Annotated in this window: 13 protein-coding genes and 3 tRNA genes; 13 read left to right on the top strand and 3 right to left on the bottom strand. The window is 43.1% G+C overall.

Translation table 11 applies throughout. The features are described 5' to 3' along the window. Positions 1–75 precede the first annotated feature (75 nt). Both OU683_RS00080 and OU683_RS00075 read right to left on the bottom strand, forming a co-directional pair. Entirely contained in the window at positions 76–1,458 is a 1,383-nt protein-coding gene (locus OU683_RS00080; RefSeq protein WP_268133928.1) for a sialate O-acetylesterase, read from the bottom strand. Between the two features lies 1 nt (position 1,459). Continuing rightward, positions 1,460–2,581 carry an SGNH/GDSL hydrolase family protein gene (locus tag OU683_RS00075; protein WP_268133926.1) on the bottom strand — a complete coding sequence of 374 codons (1,122 nt, stop codon included), beginning with the start codon at positions 2,579–2,581 and terminating at the stop codon, positions 1,460–1,462. 122 nt (positions 2,582–2,703) lie between these two features. Here OU683_RS00075 and OU683_RS00070 point away from each other — a divergent pair. From OU683_RS00070 to OU683_RS00055, 4 genes are all read left to right on the top strand, one after another. After that, a tRNA-Arg gene (locus OU683_RS00070) sits at positions 2,704–2,775 on the top strand. 275 nt (positions 2,776–3,050) lie between these two features. Then, complete coding sequence (locus OU683_RS00065) at positions 3,051–4,037, top strand: DUF1028 domain-containing protein (RefSeq protein ID WP_268133924.1); 987 nt, start codon at positions 3,051–3,053, stop codon at positions 4,035–4,037. A gap of 7 nt (positions 4,038–4,044) precedes the next feature. After that, the gene (locus tag OU683_RS00060) at positions 4,045–4,413 is read left to right on the top strand and encodes a hypothetical protein (protein WP_268133922.1); all 369 of its coding nucleotides are present in this window, start codon (positions 4,045–4,047) and stop codon (positions 4,411–4,413) included. A 193-nt stretch (positions 4,414–4,606) separates the two neighbouring features. Further along, a complete protein-coding gene (locus OU683_RS00055; RefSeq protein WP_268133920.1) occupies positions 4,607–5,131 on the top strand; it encodes an HD domain-containing protein in 525 nt (174 codons plus the stop codon). 92 nt (positions 5,132–5,223) lie between these two features. On the opposite strand, the gene OU683_RS00050 is transcribed toward OU683_RS00055, so the two are convergent. Continuing rightward, on the bottom strand, positions 5,224–6,780 hold the full coding sequence (locus OU683_RS00050; protein ID WP_268133918.1) for a M20/M25/M40 family metallo-hydrolase: 1,557 nt from the start codon (positions 6,778–6,780) through the stop codon (positions 5,224–5,226). A 255-nt stretch (positions 6,781–7,035) separates the two neighbouring features. On the opposite strand from OU683_RS00050, the gene proC reads away from it, so the two are divergent. The 9 genes from proC (at position 7,036) to OU683_RS00005 (ending at position 18,799) form a co-directional block, all read left to right on the top strand. Further along, positions 7,036–7,842 (top strand): pyrroline-5-carboxylate reductase, encoded by an 807-nt coding sequence (gene proC / locus OU683_RS00045; RefSeq protein WP_268133916.1) that lies wholly within the window; start codon positions 7,036–7,038, stop codon positions 7,840–7,842. Positions 7,843–8,029: 187 nt separating this feature from the next. Beyond that, complete coding sequence (locus OU683_RS00040) at positions 8,030–9,826, top strand: AMP-dependent synthetase/ligase (protein ID WP_268133914.1); 1,797 nt, start codon at positions 8,030–8,032, stop codon at positions 9,824–9,826. 780 nt (positions 9,827–10,606) lie between these two features. After that, positions 10,607–13,606, top strand: coding sequence for a SusC/RagA family TonB-linked outer membrane protein (locus tag OU683_RS00035; RefSeq protein ID WP_268133912.1), 3,000 nt, complete (start codon positions 10,607–10,609; stop codon positions 13,604–13,606). Between the two features lie 9 nt (positions 13,607–13,615). Continuing rightward, complete coding sequence (locus OU683_RS00030) at positions 13,616–14,965, top strand: RagB/SusD family nutrient uptake outer membrane protein (protein ID WP_268133910.1); 1,350 nt, start codon at positions 13,616–13,618, stop codon at positions 14,963–14,965. 137 nt (positions 14,966–15,102) lie between these two features. Continuing rightward, a complete protein-coding gene (locus OU683_RS00025) occupies positions 15,103–16,050 on the top strand; it encodes an isoaspartyl peptidase/L-asparaginase family protein (RefSeq protein WP_268133908.1) in 948 nt (315 codons plus the stop codon). 29 nt (positions 16,051–16,079) lie between these two features. After that, positions 16,080–16,967 carry a cyanophycinase gene (locus OU683_RS00020; RefSeq protein ID WP_268133906.1) on the top strand — a complete coding sequence of 296 codons (888 nt, stop codon included), beginning with the start codon at positions 16,080–16,082 and terminating at the stop codon, positions 16,965–16,967. A gap of 4 nt (positions 16,968–16,971) precedes the next feature. Further along, a complete protein-coding gene (locus tag OU683_RS00015; protein WP_268133904.1) occupies positions 16,972–18,360 on the top strand; it encodes a YfcC family protein in 1,389 nt (462 codons plus the stop codon). A 145-nt stretch (positions 18,361–18,505) separates the two neighbouring features. Continuing rightward, a tRNA-Asn gene (locus OU683_RS00010) sits at positions 18,506–18,579 on the top strand. A gap of 146 nt (positions 18,580–18,725) precedes the next feature. Continuing rightward, positions 18,726–18,799 (top strand) — tRNA-Asn (locus tag OU683_RS00005).

The raw sequence follows: 18,799 nt of genomic DNA, 5'->3' as shown, positions 1-18,799 counted from the left end.
GAAAAATTAAATACTCTTCGAAAAAGGCATTTTTGAAGAGTATTTTTTTATTCCACTCAAATTGAAAAAGCAGAACTATTTCTGAATTCCTTCAAGAAAACTTGAGGCCGGTAAACCTGCTTTGTTAAAAATGTTTGAAGTGCCGGTGTTTCTCCAGGAATAGCGGACTTGCGTAGGATTTTCGATCTTTTCAATGTTCAGCTCTACGAAATCCTTGTTTACTTTCATTGCCACTGTTTGAAATTCTCCATCCTCTCCGGCCACTTCAAATTGTGACCCTGAGTTTTGTCTGTCAACTCTTAATTCTTCAGCATTTGCAAAATAGATCTGCAACTTATCTTTCTTTTTCTCTACCCTCTCAAAAAGTGGAAAATAGGCAGCTGTTTCTTTTTCGTAGATTTCGTTCAAGGCGAGATTGGCGAAGCGTAAGCCAACATCTTTCTTATTCCGGGGATGAATTTCTTCTATGTCGCCTATGTCGCTGGTCATAACCATACCTGTTTTTGGCATTTTTAGAACCCTGCGCTGGGCGTCTCTTACTTTCACGCCGGCGAAGTTGTCGCCGTAATCATAGGGAGCTATTTGTGCGTAGTAAAAAGGCAATTTGGAATTCCATTTTTGGCGCCATGAATTAATGAGCGCAGAGAAAATTTGTTCATAATGATCGGCATTATCTGTATTCGACTCTCCCTGGTACCACAATACCCCTGCAATGTTGAAGGAAGTAAGAGGTGCGATCATAGCGTTGTAAAGGGCGCCGGGTTTTCTGGGTCCCCATTCCACATCGGGTAACATTGCGGCAGCTTTGCTGAGCTCCTCATTTTCCACAATAACTTCTGCCGGCATCCACACTTCTGCAGGCGTTCCGCCCCAGCTCGAATTTATAAGTCCCACCGGCACATTAAGTTCTTCATTCAGTTTTCTTCCGAAGAAGTAGGCAACGGCGCTAAAGTGCTTCATTGTTTCGGGGGTACTCGCCACCCATTCGCCATCGAGATCCTGCTGTGGATAAGGCGCCGATCTGTTTAAAACAGTAAAAAACCTGATCTGATCATTTTCTGCGCCGGCAATAGCTTCAGCAGCATTGTCAATGCCAGCAGCGGCACTCCATTCCATATTGGATTGGCCGCTTACCAGCCAAACCTCGCCCAACAACACATTTTGGAGAATTACAGTGTTGTAGCCTGTGAGGGTAATCTCTTGTGGTTCCCGAACATCGGGAGTTGGCAAAAACAGTTCCCAGGTTCCGTTTTTTCCCACTTTAGTCTGGAGGGTATCAGAACTCCAGGAGGTAGTTAATTTAACTACTTCCCCGGGTTTTGCCCAACCCCAGATCTTAACATCAGCATTTCGTTGTAATACCATATTATCGGAAAAAATTGCGGGCAGGCTTACGTTTGAAAATGCTTCTACAGTAGACATTACGAGTAACAAAGTTAGGTAAGTAAATTGTTTCATATTATAAAGTTTTTTCTTCTAACCCGGGGGAGCTTTTGGAATAATCCTTTGAAAGAAGCTCCCGATAGAATGGGAGCAATTTTTCGGCCATTGCTGCATGGTCTTCTACACTAGGGTGGCCTGTACATCCTTCTGCATTCATTTTTTGGAATTCGAAAACCTCAATAGGGTGATCTGCCAGTTCTCGTTTAATTTCCTTAAGAATAGAAATCAACTCCTCCCCCTCATTTTCGCCGGTCATGGGACTGGAAATAAGGGCAACCTTTGTATTGGGGTACCTGTCAAAAATTGTTTTTAGAAATCCAATATAGTTCTCCCTGAACTTTTCGGCGTTGAAAGGTGAGCGTTCCTTTAGTTGGTCCCCTAAAGAAAAATCATTTGTACCTAAAGCAATACTTACAATTTGCGGCGCGTTTTCCTCTTTTACCTCAGCCTTTTGGCCCTTGTTAGGGATGAGGTGAAGATAAGGGTAGACGTCGGGCATTACGGGTTGGTCTTCGTCGTTCCAGTTCCTATACATTCCCATACCCGAAACACAATTTACTTCAAAATCCACTTCCAGCGCCCGCGCCACACGTGGCCCATATGCCATATACGCACTATGCTGATCATACCATTCTCCTTCTTCACAATTAATTACATTTGTATCGGCACCCATTCCACAAGTTATGGAATCTCCGATGAATTCGATCTTTGCACGTTTTTCTTCGGCTGGCTTTTCTGTATTTTGAACCCGAAGTCCACTAAAAATGATGCTGCCGTTAGAAGCTTCTGTTTCTTTGTACACCGTGAGAAGACTGGTAGAATCTGAAGCCGGAAGTGCAAACTTCAGAGTATCTTTTTTAATTCTGAACCGCCCTAAATGTTCCTTATTGAGTTCTACGGCTACATATTGATGGTTTTCATTGTTGCTCTTGAGAAAAACAGTAACGGTATCTCCCGTAACCCTGGTGCTAACCGATGCTGCCGAAGCAATTAGCTCCCTTCCTTCTGCTGAACTTATACTGCGTCCAGAATAGGTGAAATTTTCATGCTCGGCCTTGAAATATTTCATTTCGGGAGGTTGTGCAGACTGGCAACTACAAAATAAAGTGGCAATGAGGAGGAGAGGAATGATTCGCATTTTAAAGATTTTTAGAGTCACTAATTTACAGGATTCCTGAAGATGAAGTTTTGCCTATTTTTTCATTTTCTGATATTATTTTACGATTACTTAATGGAAGTTTTTAAATTTGCACGCCACCCGGCCTCGTAGTTCAATGGATAGAATAGTAGTTTCCTAAACTGTAGATCCAAGTTCGATTCTTGGCGAGGCTACTTCAATTTTTAAAAAAGATTAAAAACCTGTTAATCAATGATTATCAGGTTTTTAAATTTTTGTTGGGTTTATCTGGCATTGTTAGGAATGCCTGTAAAAGTTCCCAGATCGTCACCCTTAATTCAACAAATTAATTTATCCCAATATCTCGCGAACTCATATCTCTGTTAATTTGATCTTCATATAATTTAATTAGAATCATCAGAATTTACGGGAACAACCACCATATTTCCGATAAAGGAATATTTATTACATTTAAAAAAAATATTTGATCATGAAGATCCTTTCTCTACTTACCATCTTTTGTTGCACTTCCGTATTTTCCCAGACTAAAAATCCTGAGATCATGAAAGATGCTTTTGCACACACTTATTCAATAGTGGCAAGAGATGCGAAAACCGGAGAAATGGCTGTGGGAGTACAAAGCCACTGGTTTTCTGTTGGCTCTATCGTCTCCTGGGGAAAATCGGGGGTGGGAGTGGTTGCGACCCAATCCTTTGTCAACCCGGCTTATGGGCCTCAAGGGCTGGAGCTAATGGAACAGGGGAAACAACCTTCAGAAGCATTAGGTATTTTGCTGGCACAAGATGAAGGAAAAGAGTACCGCCAGGTGGCATTTTTGGATACTTCAGGAAACACTGCTGCACATACGGGCGAAAACTGCGTGGAAGCTGCAGATCATATCACCGGACAAAATTATTCCGTTCAGGCTAATATGATGCTCAATGCCACTGTAGTTCCTGCTATGCAAAAGGCATTCCTAGACAATGCCAAACTACCACTGGCCGAAAGGGTTTTAAAAGTGCTTCAGGCTGCCGAGGCTGCCGGGGGAGATATCCGCGGAAGTCAGTCGGCTGCCATCCTGGTTGTTGGTCCCAAGAAAGTGGAGAATGCATGGGAAGAAAAAAAGATCGACCTTCGCGTGGACGATCATGAACAACCCCTGGTAGAACTTGAACGTTTGCTAAAGGTTGCCCGAGCCTATGAATTTATGAACCGTGGTGACCTGGCAATGGAAGCAAACAAAGTAGACAAAGCGCTGGAGGAGTACGGGAATGCCATGGAATTGTTTCCCGATAACCTGGAAATGCAGTACTGGACTGCAGTAGCACTCGCAAACAGCGGAAGAATGGACGAAGCAAAACCCATTTTTGAAGCTGTTTTCAAAGAAGATGAAAACTGGAAGGAAATGACCCGTAGATTACCCTCTGCAGGACTTCTTAACATCCCGTCACAAGAATTACTGAACCTCATAAAATAAATTGAAAATGAAAAATTTAAACATTAATTACATCATAGTTGTCCTGGGATTGATCCTTATGGTTTCCTGTAAAGACGAAGAGAAGACTGCCGAAGCCACGCCACAGGAAACTTCCGAAACCACTTCTAAAGCCGAAGGTACCGAAGAAGTAAAGGTGAACCCGGCCCATGGGTTGCCAGGCCACAGGTGTGATCTTCCGGTAGGTGCACCATTGAATGCCAGTGCGGGAAGTACACCCAACCCTACTCCTACCAGCCAATTGCCTTCAACTTCGGTTTCGCCTATTAGGGTAGATCAAACCCCAAGCGTGAATCCTGCACATGGAGAACCGGGGCATGACTGTTCAATTCCTGTGGGAGCGCCTCTAAACAAATAGTTCCCAAAATGACATTTTAGGAGGTCCTTAAAAAGTAAATCAAATTATGTATGAGCCTGAACTAATTTCAGGTTCTCGTGCAGGAAATTCTGAAATAAATTCAGGATGACGATTTTCATAGCTTTTTAAGGGCCTCTTTTTTATTCGCTCTTTTCCAACTTCAAAAAAATTCCCTATTTTAAAAAGAAAAGACATGGAGGAAAAAGCTTTAGAGTTTGCACGGAAGGCACATGGGGAACAACTGCGAAAATATTCTGAAGAACTCTATATTGAACACCCTAAAAGAGTTGCAGAGACTGTTCGCACCGTTTCTCATACTACCGAAATGATCTGCGCGGCATACCTGCATGATGTGGTGGAAGATACCCCGGTGGAAATTGAAGAAATAAAAAAGAAGTTTGGAAATAAAGTAGCTCAGCTGGTTGAGGAGCTTACAGATGAATTTGTAAAGGAGAAATACCCCCATTTAAACCGACGCAGGAGAAAAGATAAGGAGGTGGAGCGACAGGCCACCATAAGCAATGAGGCAAAGACCATTAAACTGGCAGATGTCATTGACAATACTCCCGATATTGTTAAGAACAATCCCGGCTTCGGCCCTAAATATCTTTCAGAAATGGATAAGCTCACCAGAGTTCTTGTGGGTGGCGATCCAATCCTTTTTGAAAAAGCCTGTAAAGAAGTTAACGAAGGCAAAAAAGCTCTCAACTTAAAATAAAATAGCTGCAGAAAATCCCCTTTTTGACACCTTAGTGACAGGTTCTTCCTGCAGCTTTTTGTTGTATTTTATAAGCGCCACTTGCGCTTTTTTTACTCCACTCCGCCTCTTCGGGTTGGGGAACTTGGCTCTGGCCAGGTTTCAGGCTCTCCGGTTCGTTCATTATTAGGCAGCTTTATCTGCTCCCGGGAAGTCACCTCCTCATCTTCACTTGCCATATAAGCAAGTACTGCTGTAAGGATAACATTATTTCTCACATCATCAAATACGATCTTGTCATAGGTATCACGGTTGGTGTGCCAGGTGTAGTTCCAATAGGACCAGTTAAGAGAACTTAAATTAAATGCAGGCACTCCGGCGGCGAGGAAAGATGCATAATCAGATCCGCCGCGACCCGGTTTTCCGGGGAAGTTAGTCTCCACATGATCTGCAACAGTATCGGGCACTCTAGAAAGCCAGTCTCCCAGGTAATCATAGGCGTGTAAAAAGCCATTGCCCGAAATACGCACCACTCTTCCGGTGCCGTTGTCCTGGTTGAAAACCGCCTGGGTATTCTTCACAATTTCGGGATGATCTTCTACAAAGGCACGGGAACCATTGAGCCCCTGCTCTTCGCTACCCCACAAGCCAACAATAATAGTACGCTTTGGGTTAGGATAGTGCTCTTTCAGAATTCTTGCAGCTTCCATCATTACAATAACTCCGGTACCATTATCGGTCGCACCGGTTCCACCGTCCCAGGAATCAAAATGAGCCGATAGTATTACGTATTCTTCAGGTAATTCGCTTCCCTCGATAGTCGCAATAGTGTTGAAAGTGGGAACCATCCCAAGGTCTTTAGATTCCGCAGTTACCCTTATTTTTGGCTTGCTGCCATTTTCGGCCAGCCTGTAAAGCATTGCGTAGTCTTCAAGGGCAAGATCCAGGGTTGGTACTTTTTTAGTGTAGGCTCCAAAGATCTTGTTCACTCCAAATCCGTCCGACCAGTTGGAAGTAATAACCCCAACCGCTCCTGCTTTTTCCAGTGCCGCGGGCAAGGTACGTGAGGTATAACCAATTGTGCGGAACTTATCTCTCCAGGCCTCAGTTTGTTCCTGGCGTTTACGTTTCATTTTTTGAAAAGATGCTTCGGTTGCAAACTCTTCCCAGTTATAATCTGGCCGGCCGGTTGGCTCTTTCATGGAAATAAGCACAAATTTCCCTTTCACGTTTGGAAGCCAGCGTTGAAAAGCCATAGAGTCTAAAACAGTTTCGGGCAGCGTGATCACCCCGGCGGTCACAGGTTTTTTCCCGGTTGATGGACTCCACGCCAGCTGTCTTCCTTCGAGACTTTGTACACGCGGTTCGATCATGTCAATGTGCGTAATTCCGCGTTCCCAGCCGCGCCATTCGCCCCACTTCTGCTTTTCGGCCGGGATATCCCAGCTTTCAAATTTCTTTACTGCCCAATTGTGTGCATTGTTCATTTGAGGAGTTCCTACTAACCTGGGGCCAATACTGTCAAGCAACTGGTGCGCCAGTTCTTCAAGTTTGGAATTCTCTTCGGCTTCCTGAATGATGTTTTGAATGACTTCATCGCTGGTTTGTGCAAAAGAGAACTGCCCCCAGAGGAGCGCCCATAGCACCAATATTCCTGAAAATTTTCTCATAAGTACTAATATTTTTATATCTGTTTTGACCAAATATATCAATTAAACCCCTAAGTTTTCCTGCTGAAGTGCTTCAGATACTGACGCCTTTTCAGGTTATTGACGAAATGTCGGGGTTAAAACAGAAGCACAAAATATTGTATAAGCCTGATTATTAAAGGGATTAGTGAAATTCAGAAAAGAAACTTCAGAATTTATTACTTTAAGGAGCGATCCTGTACAGTCTTTGCACAAACCTTACAAAATATTAAAGTAATGAAAGTTTTAGTTATTGGAGGAGGAAATATGGGTCTTACCTACGCAGAAGGGATGGCATCATCAACATTTTTAAACAGGCGAAAGCTGATGATTTATGATGTGTCGCCAGACAAGACCGTTCTGCTGAAGGATATGGGAATTTTTGATGTTCATGAAAAACTGGAAGATGCCTTACCCGAAGCCGATGTGGTTTTTATTGCGGTAAAACCTTTTCACAGCGAAGAACTATTTGAGAGAATGAAGCCATTGATGCATAAAGAACAGATTGCTGTTTCTTTAATGGCCGGAGTAACCATTGGCAGGATCCAGGAAGGACTGGGAATTAAGAAAGTAGTAAGGTCGATGCCCAATTTACCTGCCCAGGTAGGAAAAGGAGTTACCTCCTACACCGAAAGTAAGGAAGTTTCAAGAGTGGAGCTGCTTATGATAAGAAATCTTCTCGATACAACCGGAGAGTCCATTCATGTTAAGAATGAGAATTTTATAGATGCCTCAACAGGAATATCGGGTAGTGGTCCCGCATATGTTTTTTACTTTATGAATTCTATGCTGGAAGCAGCTCTTAAAATGGGCTTTTCTGAACACGATTCCCGGGTATTGGTAAGCCAAACCTTTGAAGGAGCAGTGGAATTATTCAACCAAAATGATCTTTCCCCTACGCTATGGATGGACAGGGTGGCCTCAAAAGGAGGAACTACCCGTGCAGCGCTGGATTCTATGGATGACAATAATGTAAAAGAATTGATCAAAGAGGCTGCCTACGCTGCTTTTGACCGGGCTGTAGAACTTGGAGAAGAGAGTTAGAAAAATTTTGAGACAATATTGAGCCGGCAGTGTTTTACAAAAACATTGCCGGCTTTTTTTTCTCCAATATTTAAAGCCGCAGCCCTCCCTTATTAATTTGAATATGTGATATTTTTACACTCCGGGAATTGTCCCTACCAACTTCCAGGAAAAAGAGATTTTTATAACTTAATGATAAAAGAACCAAATGGCATCTAAACAAAATCCAAAGCGGCTTTTTGACTGCCTTAATTATCAACTTGAGAATTTCCCCCTTCCCGATATGCTTGCTGCTAAAGAAAATGGTGAGTGGAGAAAATACAGCACCAGCGAAGTAAGTGAAAAAGCAGATCAAATAAGTGCCTCACTTTTGAAAATGGGATTTTCCGCAGGTGACAACAGTATAGAAGGAAAAGATAAAATTGGAATAATTAGCCAGAACTGCCCCGAATGGATGATGGCGGATTTGGCAATTCAGCAGATTGGGGCTGTGTCTGTTCCTGTTTATCCAAATATCACCACTAAAGAATTACAATTCATTCTGGAAGATGCAGGTGTGAAAATGATCTTCGTTGGAGATGAACCTCTTTATAAAAAGATAAAAGAGATCAAAGAGAATTTACCGGCTTTACAGGAGGTTTATTCTTTCAAGGAAGTGCCCGGGTTACCTCAACTAACCCAATTAATGAAGGAGCTTACAACAGAGGAGAAGTCGCAGGTTCAACAGCTAAAAGTAGCTGTAAAGGAAACAGATCTTGCCAGTATTCTTTATACTTCAGGAACAACCGGAACTCCAAAAGGTGTTATGTTGTCACACCGCAACATCGTTAGCAATTCCCTTGGTGCTGCCGATGTTATTCAGGAGGTGGGAGTACAGGGAAAAAGAGTGATAAGTTTCCTGCCTCTTAACCATGCTTTTGAACGCATGGCAACCTACTGCTTTTTTTATAGCGGGGCAGCGGTCTATTATGCGGAAAGTATGGATACAATAGCCGCAAATCTTAAAGAGGTTAAACCAACTCTTTTTACTACTGTTCCACGCCTTCTTGAGAAAATTTACGAAGGCATTCTAGCCAAGGGAAATCAACTGACAGGAATTAAAAAGAAACTATTCTTTTGGGCGCTGGGCCTGGCAGAGCGATTTGAGATCAATCAGCCAAAAAGCCTTAGTTATAAGTTGCAGCTCGCCTTGGCCAACAAGCTTATCTTCAGCAAATGGAGAGATGCCCTTGGTGGCGAGATCAAATCTATCATTACAGGAGCTGCTGCATGCCAGGTACGTTTGCTGAAGATCTTTACTGCAGCCGACATCGTGATACAGGAAGGTTACGGCCTCACCGAAGCCTCACCAATAATTAGTGGGAATCGTTACGACGAAAAGAACAGGATGTTTGGCACTGTGGGACCACTGCTGAAGGATGTTGAGGTGAAAATAGCCGAAGATGGAGAAATTCTGTGCAAAGGACCAAACGTAATGATTGGCTATTACAAAAGACCCGATCTTACTGAAGAGGTAATGGAAGGAGAATGGCTGCGTACCGGCGACATTGGAAAAATGAAAGACGGGAAATTCCTGAAGATCACCGATAGAAAGAAAGAACTTATCAAAACCAGCGGCGGGAAATTTGTGGCACCCCAACCCATTGAAAATAAGATGGTGGAGAGCCCCTGGATCGAGCAGATCATGGTGGTTGGGGAACTACAAAAATTTGTAGGAGCTCTGGTAGTCCCTGCTTTTGAAGCCTTGAAAAAATGGTATATGGAACAGGAAAAACCTTATCCCGGGAACGACAAGGTGATGCATGATAGGGAAGCGAGGGAATTAATAAGCGCATCTGTCACGCAATTCAACCAGGATTTTAATCCTGTAGAACAAATCAAGAAATTCCGGTTAATTCCAAATGAATGGACCATTGAAGGCGGGGAATTAACTCCTACCCTAAAGCTTAAAAGAAAAACGATCATAGAGAAGTACCAGGATTTTATTCAGTCGATTTACAGTTAAAAATTCCATCTAATCCCAAACCTAAAATGTTTTCACCTTTAGAACAAAAATTGACTTTATGAAGTAATACTGAAATCGTCATTTCGCTAAGGATTCAAAAGGTGGACAACCCCTGCAGTACCTGACTCCATGGACGATAATAATGTTAAGGAATTAATACAAGGTGCCGCTTAAGCTACTTTTGACAGAACGATTGAGCTGGCACAGTAAAAATAAATTAAGAAAAATTGTTGTGTGAAAAAGCCCGGTCAGGAACCGGGCTTTTTCTTTTTCTAGTTTTTTCTTTCCCTCTGGTACCGGTGGATTGAGGAGGGATCGAAAAATTGAAATCCGACCTCTTTTTACCTTCAATTTTAGTCAACTCCCAAAGCTTCATTTTATCACAATAGCAATTTTATATTTGTTTCTTTAAGAATTATTTATACTTTTATCAAACCAATTAGAAATAAACCTGGTGATTACTAAAAAAACAACATTGGCATTTTGTTGCAAGTCCCTAACTCTACAGGGGCTCCAGCCAATCTTTGACTGCTAGATTCCAATCGGAACAGCTGTAACTGCATCTATCTTCCAGATGCAACATCTTCTTTTTTTGACCATTTTATTTTTTTACACGATGAAAAGCATAGTATCATTTTCTTTTCCCTCTGGCTGCAAATCTCTTACGTTAAGAGGACTTCAGCCAATCTTTGACTGCTAGAATATTTTAGTTCAGCTGTATTTTCTCTTTTCCCTTTCCCGGAAGAGTGAGATGTGTATTATTAACTAAAATGTTCTAAAATGAATGCAAAAAACTCATTACTCATTTCTTTTCTTGTACTTCTGATAAGTTTCTCTGCCAATGCCCAACGTATCATTACAGGAAAAGTAACCGCCCAGGACACGGGGCAGCCTCTTATTGGGGCGAATATTCTTGTTCCCAACACCAACAAAGGGGTGGTGGCAGATTTCGACGGTAACTTCTCAATTGAAGTGGGCGAAGATGTACAGGCCCTGGAGGTTTCTTATATTGGCTATAAACCTCAAACCATACCATTAACGGAAGAATCAAACTATGAGATCCAACTGGAATCTGACAAAACCCTTGAGGAGGTAGTCATCGTTGGATACGGTACTCAGGAACGTAAAGATGTAAGTAGCAGTATCCAGACGATTCAAAGCGAAGAGATTTCAAAAAGTCCGGCTTCGAGTTTTGAAACTGCGCTTCAGGGGCAGACTCCGGGAGTAAATATCTCCTCTGCCTCAGCTACCCCTGGTTCGGCAATTAACATTAACATCCGGGGAGTTTCTTCTATTTCAGCGAGTAGCCAGCCGCTGTTCATTGTGGACGGAGTGCCTCTGGTTTCCCGCAACAACTCCGCTCTTAACACCAATATTCAGCCTACCAATCCCCTGGCAGACATCAATCCGAATGATATCAAATCCATTACTATTCTAAAAGATGCTGCTGCTGCTTCGATCTATGGTTCCAGAGGGGCCAACGGGGTAGTGCTCATCAATACTAAACGTGGAAAAGCAGGTGAAACCCTGGTTAATGTAGGCTACTACGCCGGATTTTCAGAAATTACTAACACTCCCGATCTCGTAGGACCGGAGCAATTCAAGGCCTTTTTCAATACTGCTGCGGAATTTGACGGATTGGGACCAGATTATTTTGACTGGATTGATACATCGAACGGAGTACATACAAATATCTATGATGAAATTTTTAGAACCGGCCTTACTCAGAACCTGGATGTAAGCGTTCGTGGCGGTTCAGAAAAAACGAGATTCTACCTCAGCGGAAGTTTATATGAACAGGAAGGAATCCAGATTGGCCAAAACTTTGACCGTCTGAGCACGAGATTAAATCTTGATCACGATATAAACTCTTCAGTAAAAATAGGAACAACAATATTCCTTAACCGAAGTGAACACGACCGTACCATCAATGAGAATGATGAATACGGGGTGATCATTAATGCCCAGGGATGGGATCCTACAGCACCCATAAGGGATGAAAATGGGGAATTCACGAATCCTTTCAACTACAATACCTGGTGGCCACTGGAAAATCCGGTATTGATTGCAGAAGATTATATTAATGACTCGAGAAGTACAAGAGTACAGGCCTCTACCTTTGTGGAATGGGACATTATTCCAGATCTTACCTTTAGATCTGCCTTTTCAACTGAGTACTCAAACTTCGTTGAAGAATCCTTTGTTCCCCCGGGAACGAATAAGTCCGATCAGGGGGAAGCTATTTTTGCCACTTTTGAAGAGAATACCTGGCAACTTGAAAACACGCTAAACTACAACCGTCGCTTCGCTCAGCTCCACGATCTGGATTTAATTGCAGGGTGGACGCTACAGGAGACAAAAGCTCAGTTCTCAGATCAGGCCGGGGTTGGATTTGCCACTAATAGCACCACCAGTATTTCAGCAGCCAGCACGATCATTAACAGCACATCTGCCAAAAACGAATACGGACTTCAATCTTTCTTTGGTCGCGCCAACTATAGCTTTGACAACAGGTACATTTTCTCCTTTACACTAAGGGCAGATGGATCTTCTCGTTTTGGAACAGAAAACCAGTATGGCTATTTCCCTTCTGCATCTGTTGCCTGGAGAATCAATGAAGAGAGCTTCTTTGATTTTGAATCTGTTTCAAACCTGAAGCTTCGGGCAAGTTATGGTCTTACCGGAAACCAGGAAATATCCTCCAACTGGGTGGGAACCTACTCGCTTAATGCAGGTTACAACAACATTCCAGGGATAGCACCCAACCGGCTTGAAAATGCAGATCTTGGCTGGGAAAAAACCAAGCAGCTTAACCTGGGACTCGATTTCGGATTATTCAATGAGCGCTTCAGCATAACTGCCGACTACTTTAAGAAACAGACCGAAGATCTTTTGCTAAGTGCAGATGTGCCGGGACTTACAGGATTCAGTTCGGTTTACCAGAACATAGGTGAAATCCAGAATACCGGGTTCGAATTCAGCTTAACAGCAGATATTATTGAAGGAAAGAATTTCAACTGGAGATCGGGGATCAACTTCTCGCTTCTGGACAACGAAATCATCAAACTCCTCAACGACGGGGAGATAGTGGGAAGAAACCACATCCTGAAAGAAGGGGAATCTGTAAGTACTCTTTATCTTATAAAATACGAAGGAGTTGATCCCGAAACAGGAGATGCCCTTTTTGAAGATGTTAATGGCGACGGGCTCATCAACTTCGATGACCGCCAGATCGTAGGCAGCGCCCTTCCAGATTATTTTGGAGGCTGGCAAAACACCTTTTCCTATAAAAATTTCTCTCTTACAGCAAATGTCACTTTTTCGGGAGGAAACAAAATCTATAACCAAAGTAGGCACGCTTACGAAAACTTTGGGTGGACCCGAAGCGGAATTCCTTACGCGAACATAAGCCAGAGGGTTTTTGATAACTATTGGAGAGAGCCGGGACAGGTGACCGATGTGCCACGACCTTCTACAGAAAGCGGGCAGCTTCAAAGATTTAGCACCCAGTTTCTGGAGGATGGAGATTACATCAGGCTAAAAACCCTGCGCCTTAATTATAATCTTCCGTCTTCTGTGATCGACAGGATTGGAATGAACAACTTCGGTATATATATCCAGGGTCAGAATCTGCTCACCTTTACAGATTATCTTGGTTTTGATCCCGAAGTCTCAACCAACACTTCAAATCAAACTGATCTTAATGTTTTACAGGGGGAAGATTTTGGAACCCTGGGACAGGCACGTACCATCACAATTGGGTTTAACGCAACATTTTAATCTACAGACATGAAAAAATTTAAATATACAATACTGAGCGTCCTATTGCTGACCTTCATTTTTACAGGCTGTGATGATGTACTGGACGTTGAACTGGATGACGAAATTCGATCTACAGAAGCTATAACCGATGATATCTCCCTTCGCTCGGCCGTGATTGGCCTTTACGACATCATGCAGAGTGGCACCTACTACGGTGGCGAATTTATTATGGCGCAGGCTTTGACGGGCGGGATTGCAGATGCCACAGGATTCAGGGAGCGTTTTGCCCAGCTCGACGAGGCTGTTATTCCCGCGTCAAGTGCTTATATTGAGAGCAACTGGGTAGATATTTACGCCCTTGTGAATTCAAGCAACCTGGTTTTTGATAAAATGGAAGAGCTGGGACTCGAAAATGATAATGCAGCCGGTAGTGCTCATTTCTTTAGAGCATTAGGATTATTTGATGCGCTGAGACAATTCGGTAAATTCACCGAGAATGACTCTCCGTATGGGATTCCCGTTTTTACTGATTACGTGAATGTCAATGCTGCATTAGAGATCCCACGTAGCAGCGTGGCAGCATCTTATGCTCAGATAATTTCAGATCTTGAGACTGCCATAGAGTTGCTGGTGTATGATGAAGACAAATTCATGGTGTCCAAAGCTACTGCGGAAGCTTTGCTGGCAAGGGTCTATTTGTATCAGGGGAATTATGTAATGGCAGAAGAACTCGCCACAAGTGTGATTGAAAATCCGGATTATGCTCTAAATTCCGATTATAATGAGATCTATGAAACGGAAGGTTCTGCGGAAGCTATTTTTGAACTGCAGTTCACAGAAATAGATGGAAACTCCTTAACTGAGTATTTCTCAATTTCTCCACCTGAAGTTTCCGCAAATTATGACGATTTCTTCCAGCCTATGGATGCAGATGATGACCCCCGAAGTTACCTTTACTATGACAATGGAAGAGTTGTCTTCGTGGATAAGTATGGAACCAATGACGGTGTGCTGGGAGGAAACGCAATTCTTTTCAGGCTCTCTGAAATGTACCTGATAAGAGCGGAAGCAAGAGCCCGCCAAAATCCCGATGATCTCGAAATGGCCATAGAAGATCTTAATGAAGTTCGAACCCGCTCCCTGCCAGATATGCCGGTAATAGCTGAAGAAGTAGCCGGTTTTAGTGACTTCGTGGATATTCTCCTCGAAGAACGCGCAAGAGAACTGGCTTTTGAAGGACACAGATGGTTTGACATTGTACGCCTGGACCGGGCTGAAGCTATCCTGGGAATAGAATCCTTCCGTACAGTTTATCCAATTCCGCAGAGAGAAATCGCAATTTCAGGAGGTGTTATCGAGCAGAATCCCGGATACTAGATTTTCTAAAATTACCTAATTTAGAGACAGGAGGTGCGTTGGAAACAGCAGCATCTCCCCTCCCTCTCATTTACCTACTTAAGCACCATTCTTCCGGAAGTTTCTACCTTCAGAATAACCGGAACAACCACAAAAAAATGACAAAAAAAACAAAATATTCACTCTGTATACATGGCGGAGCCGGGGTGATCGATGAATCAACTATATCTGCCGGGGAAAAAGAGTTGATCCTGCAGGATCTCGAGAAAAGTCTGAAAGCCGGTGAAAAAATCCTTCAGGAAGGAGGAAGCGCCGTGGATGCCGTTTGTGCGGCAGTTGAGCATTTAGAAAACAGCGAACACTTCAACGCAGGCAGGGGAGCCGTGTACTCCAGGAATGGAAAACATTTGCTGGAAGCCTCCTTAATGGAAGGCCGGGAATTAAAAGCAGGCGCACTGGCCAACAGCAGTAAAATCAAGAATCCTGTGAAATTTGCAAAAAGTCTTATGAACAGAGACGACATCGTGATGATATCTGGGAAAGAGAGCGATTTGCTCGCAGAAGAAATGGGACATGAGATTGTTGAAAATGACTATTTTCACACCTCTTTCCGCAAAGAGCAATGGCAGCAGGCCCAAAAATATGCTGCAGACGAGACCTTTCTGGATCATTCCAACTTTAAAAAGGGCACTGTGGGTGCCGTTGCAATGGACAGTGACGGAAATCTAGCTGCCGCCACCTCTACGGGTGGAATGACAAATAAAATGGAAGGAAGAATAGGAGATTCGGCTATTATTGGCTGTGGCACCTACGCCAACAACAATAGTTGCGCTGTTTCCTGTACGGGAATCGGCGAATTTTTTATTCGGGCTACTGTTGCCTCTTATGTCTCCAATCTAATGGAATTTGCAGGCCTATCCCTCGAAGAAGCTTCCAAAAAAGCCATTTTTGACCACCATGGAAAAATGGGCGGAGACGGCGGACTCGTTGCTGTAGACGGGGAAGGAAATATTTCCATGACGTATAACTCAGCCGGAATGTACCGAGGATTTTCAACTGATACCACACGTAAACTTTTCATCTGGGACAAGGAAGAAAAAATCTAAATGAGTTTGAATTTAAGTCGCATAAAAAAATGAAGAAACCGATAATATTATTAGCCCTGCTATGCTCCTGCCTGGTCTTCTCCTGTAAGATAAACACTGGAAAGGAGCTAAAAGGCACTACGGGAGAAATTTTTCAAAAACCTAAGGGCACATTGTTCATCATTGGAGGCGGAAAACGACCTCCTGAAATGATAAAGGAACTCATTGAAGTAAGCAATATGGAGAACGGGGCTTATGCAGTAATTCTTCCCATGTCAAGTTCAGAACAGGATTCCGCTGTGTTTTATGCAGCAAAACAATTTACTGAACTTGGTGTGCCTGCAGAAAAAATCAAAGGTTTCAATTTCACGAAAGAGCAGCAGGACCCTGCCAGATTAGACAGTTTGAAAAAGGCAAACCTGATCTATATTTCCGGAGGCGACCAGAGCACATTCATGGATATTGTTTTAAATTCTCCCGCACACAAGGCTATTAAAGAAGCCTATTATAATGGAGCCACCATTGCGGGTACAAGTGCAGGTGCAGCAGTTATGAGTAAAAAAATGATCACCGGCAATGAATACAAGCATCCGGTATATACCGGCGACTTTGCTACCATTGAGGCAGATAATATTGAACTCAAAGAAGGACTTGGTCTTTTGGAAAATGCAATTATCGATCAACATTTTATACAACGGATGAGGATGAACCGGTTGCTAAGCACGGCGATAGAAAATCCGGGAGAAATATCTATAGGGATAGATGAATCTACTGCTCTGCTAGTTCAAAATGATTCGGCCAAAGTAGTGGGAAATGCGCAGGTAATCTTAATTGAAAATCGAAACGGAAGTAAAAGGTCCAAGAACGGGCTCCTGGGTGCTGACGATCTCAAGGTAAGTGTTAAATTGCCGGGTGAAATTTTTCTTCTGAAACAATAGTTCAATGCGTACAATAAAGAAATTCCCGGACACCATTGCTATAATATTGGTGATAATGGTTATTTTCATTGGCCTTACCTGGATCGTTCCGGCGGGAGAATATCAGCGGGAAGTAATTGATGGCAGGGAAATGATCATTCCCGACTCATTTTCAAGTGTCGATCCTAATCCGCAGGGAATCGGAGCCTTTCTTACGGCTCCCATTAAGGGATTTATTTCTGCTGCATTTGTTATAGGCTTTGTCTTTCTTGTGGGGGGTGCTTTTTCAGTTCTAAATGAAACCGGAGCAATAAACTCAGGGCTTTTCAGTATTATAAAATTTGCCCGTAAAAATCCGCAGTACAAGAATTACATTGTTCCAGGGGTTACTGCCTTGTTTTCTCTTGCAGGAGCCACCTTCGGAATGAGTGAGGAGATCCTTGTCTTTATCCTCATCACCATTCCTCTATCAACGGCTCTGGGCTATGATGCACTTGTAGGGGCGGCAATTCCCATTATTGGTACGGGGGTAGGATTCGCGGGAGCCTTTACCAATCCTTTTACGGTTGGGATCGCTCAGAGCATTGCTCAGGTGCCAATTTTTGGAGGAATGGAATATCGCCTTTTTGTATGGGTGGTGATGACGGGAATTGCATGCATCGTTCTTGCAAGATATGCGCGAAAAATTGAAAAAAATCCGAAAAAGAGTCTGATGTACGGCATCTCTGAAGAATTCTCCTCAGAGCTTTCCGGGGATGAAATGCCACAACTTACTTTACGGAGAAAAATTATCCTTTTTGCATTGTTGGCTGCCATTCTTTTCCTGGTATACGGGGTAAATGAACTGGACTGGTATATCAATGAAATAGCAGCCCTGTTCCTGGGACTCTCAATTGTAGCAGCTGTAATTTATCAAATGTCCCTGCAAAGGTCTATAGATGCCTTTGTAAACGGGGCAAAAGAAATGATGAAAGCAGCCCTTGTGATAGGGCTGGCCAAAGGTTTACTTGTAATTGCCCAGGACGGCAAGATCATCGACAGCATGCTAAACGGAGTAGCCTTAATGGCGGCAGATTACCCTCGCTACATCTCTGCAGAGCTGATGTTCCTGTTCCAATGTGCGCTTAATTTCTTTATTCCGTCAGGATCCGGTCAGGCGGCATTAACTATGCCTATAATGGCACCGCTGAGTGATGTACTGGGAATAAGTCGGGAAATTGCTGTTCTTGCATTCCAGATGGGAGACGGCTTGACAAACATAATTGTCCCCACCAGCGGAGTAACGATGGGTGCGCTTGCAATTGCCAATGTTCCCTATGACAGATGGTTTAAATGGGCTTTTCCACTTGTATTGATCCTTATGCTGGCTGGGATGCTGCTTATCCTGCCACCACTCTATCTGTTTACCTGGTAGCGAAAACAATGAACGCTAGAGGGTTTTTGGTTAAAATAAAATCGGCCTTGTTTAAATAGCTTTTTTCTTTTTCTTTTTTTGCTTCATTATTTAGTGAAATAGAAATTTTCGATTATATTTGCAACCGCAAAAATGGTTGCGAAATTCCTCCTTAGCTCAGTTGGTTAGAGCATCTGACTGTTAATCAGAGGGTCCTTGGTTCGAGCCCAAGAGGAGGAGCAAAGTTTTAAACGCAGATTTTTCTTAGGGCGAGAAGCCTGTCCCGAGTCCCGATAACTATCAGGATCGAGGGAAGCCCAAGAGGAAGAGCAAAATTTTTAGAGGGTTTTAGTACCTCGTTAAATACACTAAAGATATATTGGAATTCCTCCTTAGCTCAGTTGGTTAGAGCATCTGACTGTTAATCAGAGGGTCCTTGGTTCGAGCCCAAGAGGAGGAG

This window comes from Salinimicrobium sp. TH3 (assembly GCF_026676115.1).
Taxonomy (GTDB): domain Bacteria; phylum Bacteroidota; class Bacteroidia; order Flavobacteriales; family Flavobacteriaceae; genus Salinimicrobium.
The sequence above is the reverse complement of the archived record's forward strand: the minus strand, read 5'-3'. Positions and strand labels throughout refer to the sequence as shown.

Excerpts from the sequence above, each read along its gene's own strand:
- OU683_RS00055 (WP_268133920.1), top strand. The coding sequence starts at position 4,607 with ATGGAGGAAAAAGCTTTAGAGTTTGCACGGAAGGCACATGGGGAACAA.
- OU683_RS00040 (WP_268133914.1), top strand. The coding sequence starts at position 8,030 with ATGGCATCTAAACAAAATCCAAAGCGGCTTTTTGACTGCCTTAATTAT.
- OU683_RS00065 (WP_268133924.1), top strand. The coding sequence starts at position 3,051 with ATGAAGATCCTTTCTCTACTTACCATCTTTTGTTGCACTTCCGTATTT.
- OU683_RS00025 (WP_268133908.1), top strand. The coding sequence starts at position 15,103 with ATGACAAAAAAAACAAAATATTCACTCTGTATACATGGCGGAGCCGGG.
- OU683_RS00035 (WP_268133912.1), top strand. The coding sequence starts at position 10,607 with ATGAATGCAAAAAACTCATTACTCATTTCTTTTCTTGTACTTCTGATA.
- OU683_RS00060 (WP_268133922.1), top strand. The coding sequence starts at position 4,045 with ATGAAAAATTTAAACATTAATTACATCATAGTTGTCCTGGGATTGATC.
- OU683_RS00020 (WP_268133906.1), top strand. The coding sequence starts at position 16,080 with ATGAAGAAACCGATAATATTATTAGCCCTGCTATGCTCCTGCCTGGTC.
- OU683_RS00015 (WP_268133904.1), top strand. The coding sequence starts at position 16,972 with ATGCGTACAATAAAGAAATTCCCGGACACCATTGCTATAATATTGGTG.
- proC (WP_268133916.1), top strand. The coding sequence starts at position 7,036 with ATGAAAGTTTTAGTTATTGGAGGAGGAAATATGGGTCTTACCTACGCA.
- OU683_RS00050 (WP_268133918.1), bottom strand. The coding sequence starts at position 6,780 with ATGAGAAAATTTTCAGGAATATTGGTGCTATGGGCGCTCCTCTGGGGG.
- OU683_RS00075 (WP_268133926.1), bottom strand. The coding sequence starts at position 2,581 with ATGCGAATCATTCCTCTCCTCCTCATTGCCACTTTATTTTGTAGTTGC.
- OU683_RS00030 (WP_268133910.1), top strand. The coding sequence starts at position 13,616 with ATGAAAAAATTTAAATATACAATACTGAGCGTCCTATTGCTGACCTTC.
- OU683_RS00080 (WP_268133928.1), bottom strand. The coding sequence starts at position 1,458 with ATGAAACAATTTACTTACCTAACTTTGTTACTCGTAATGTCTACTGTA.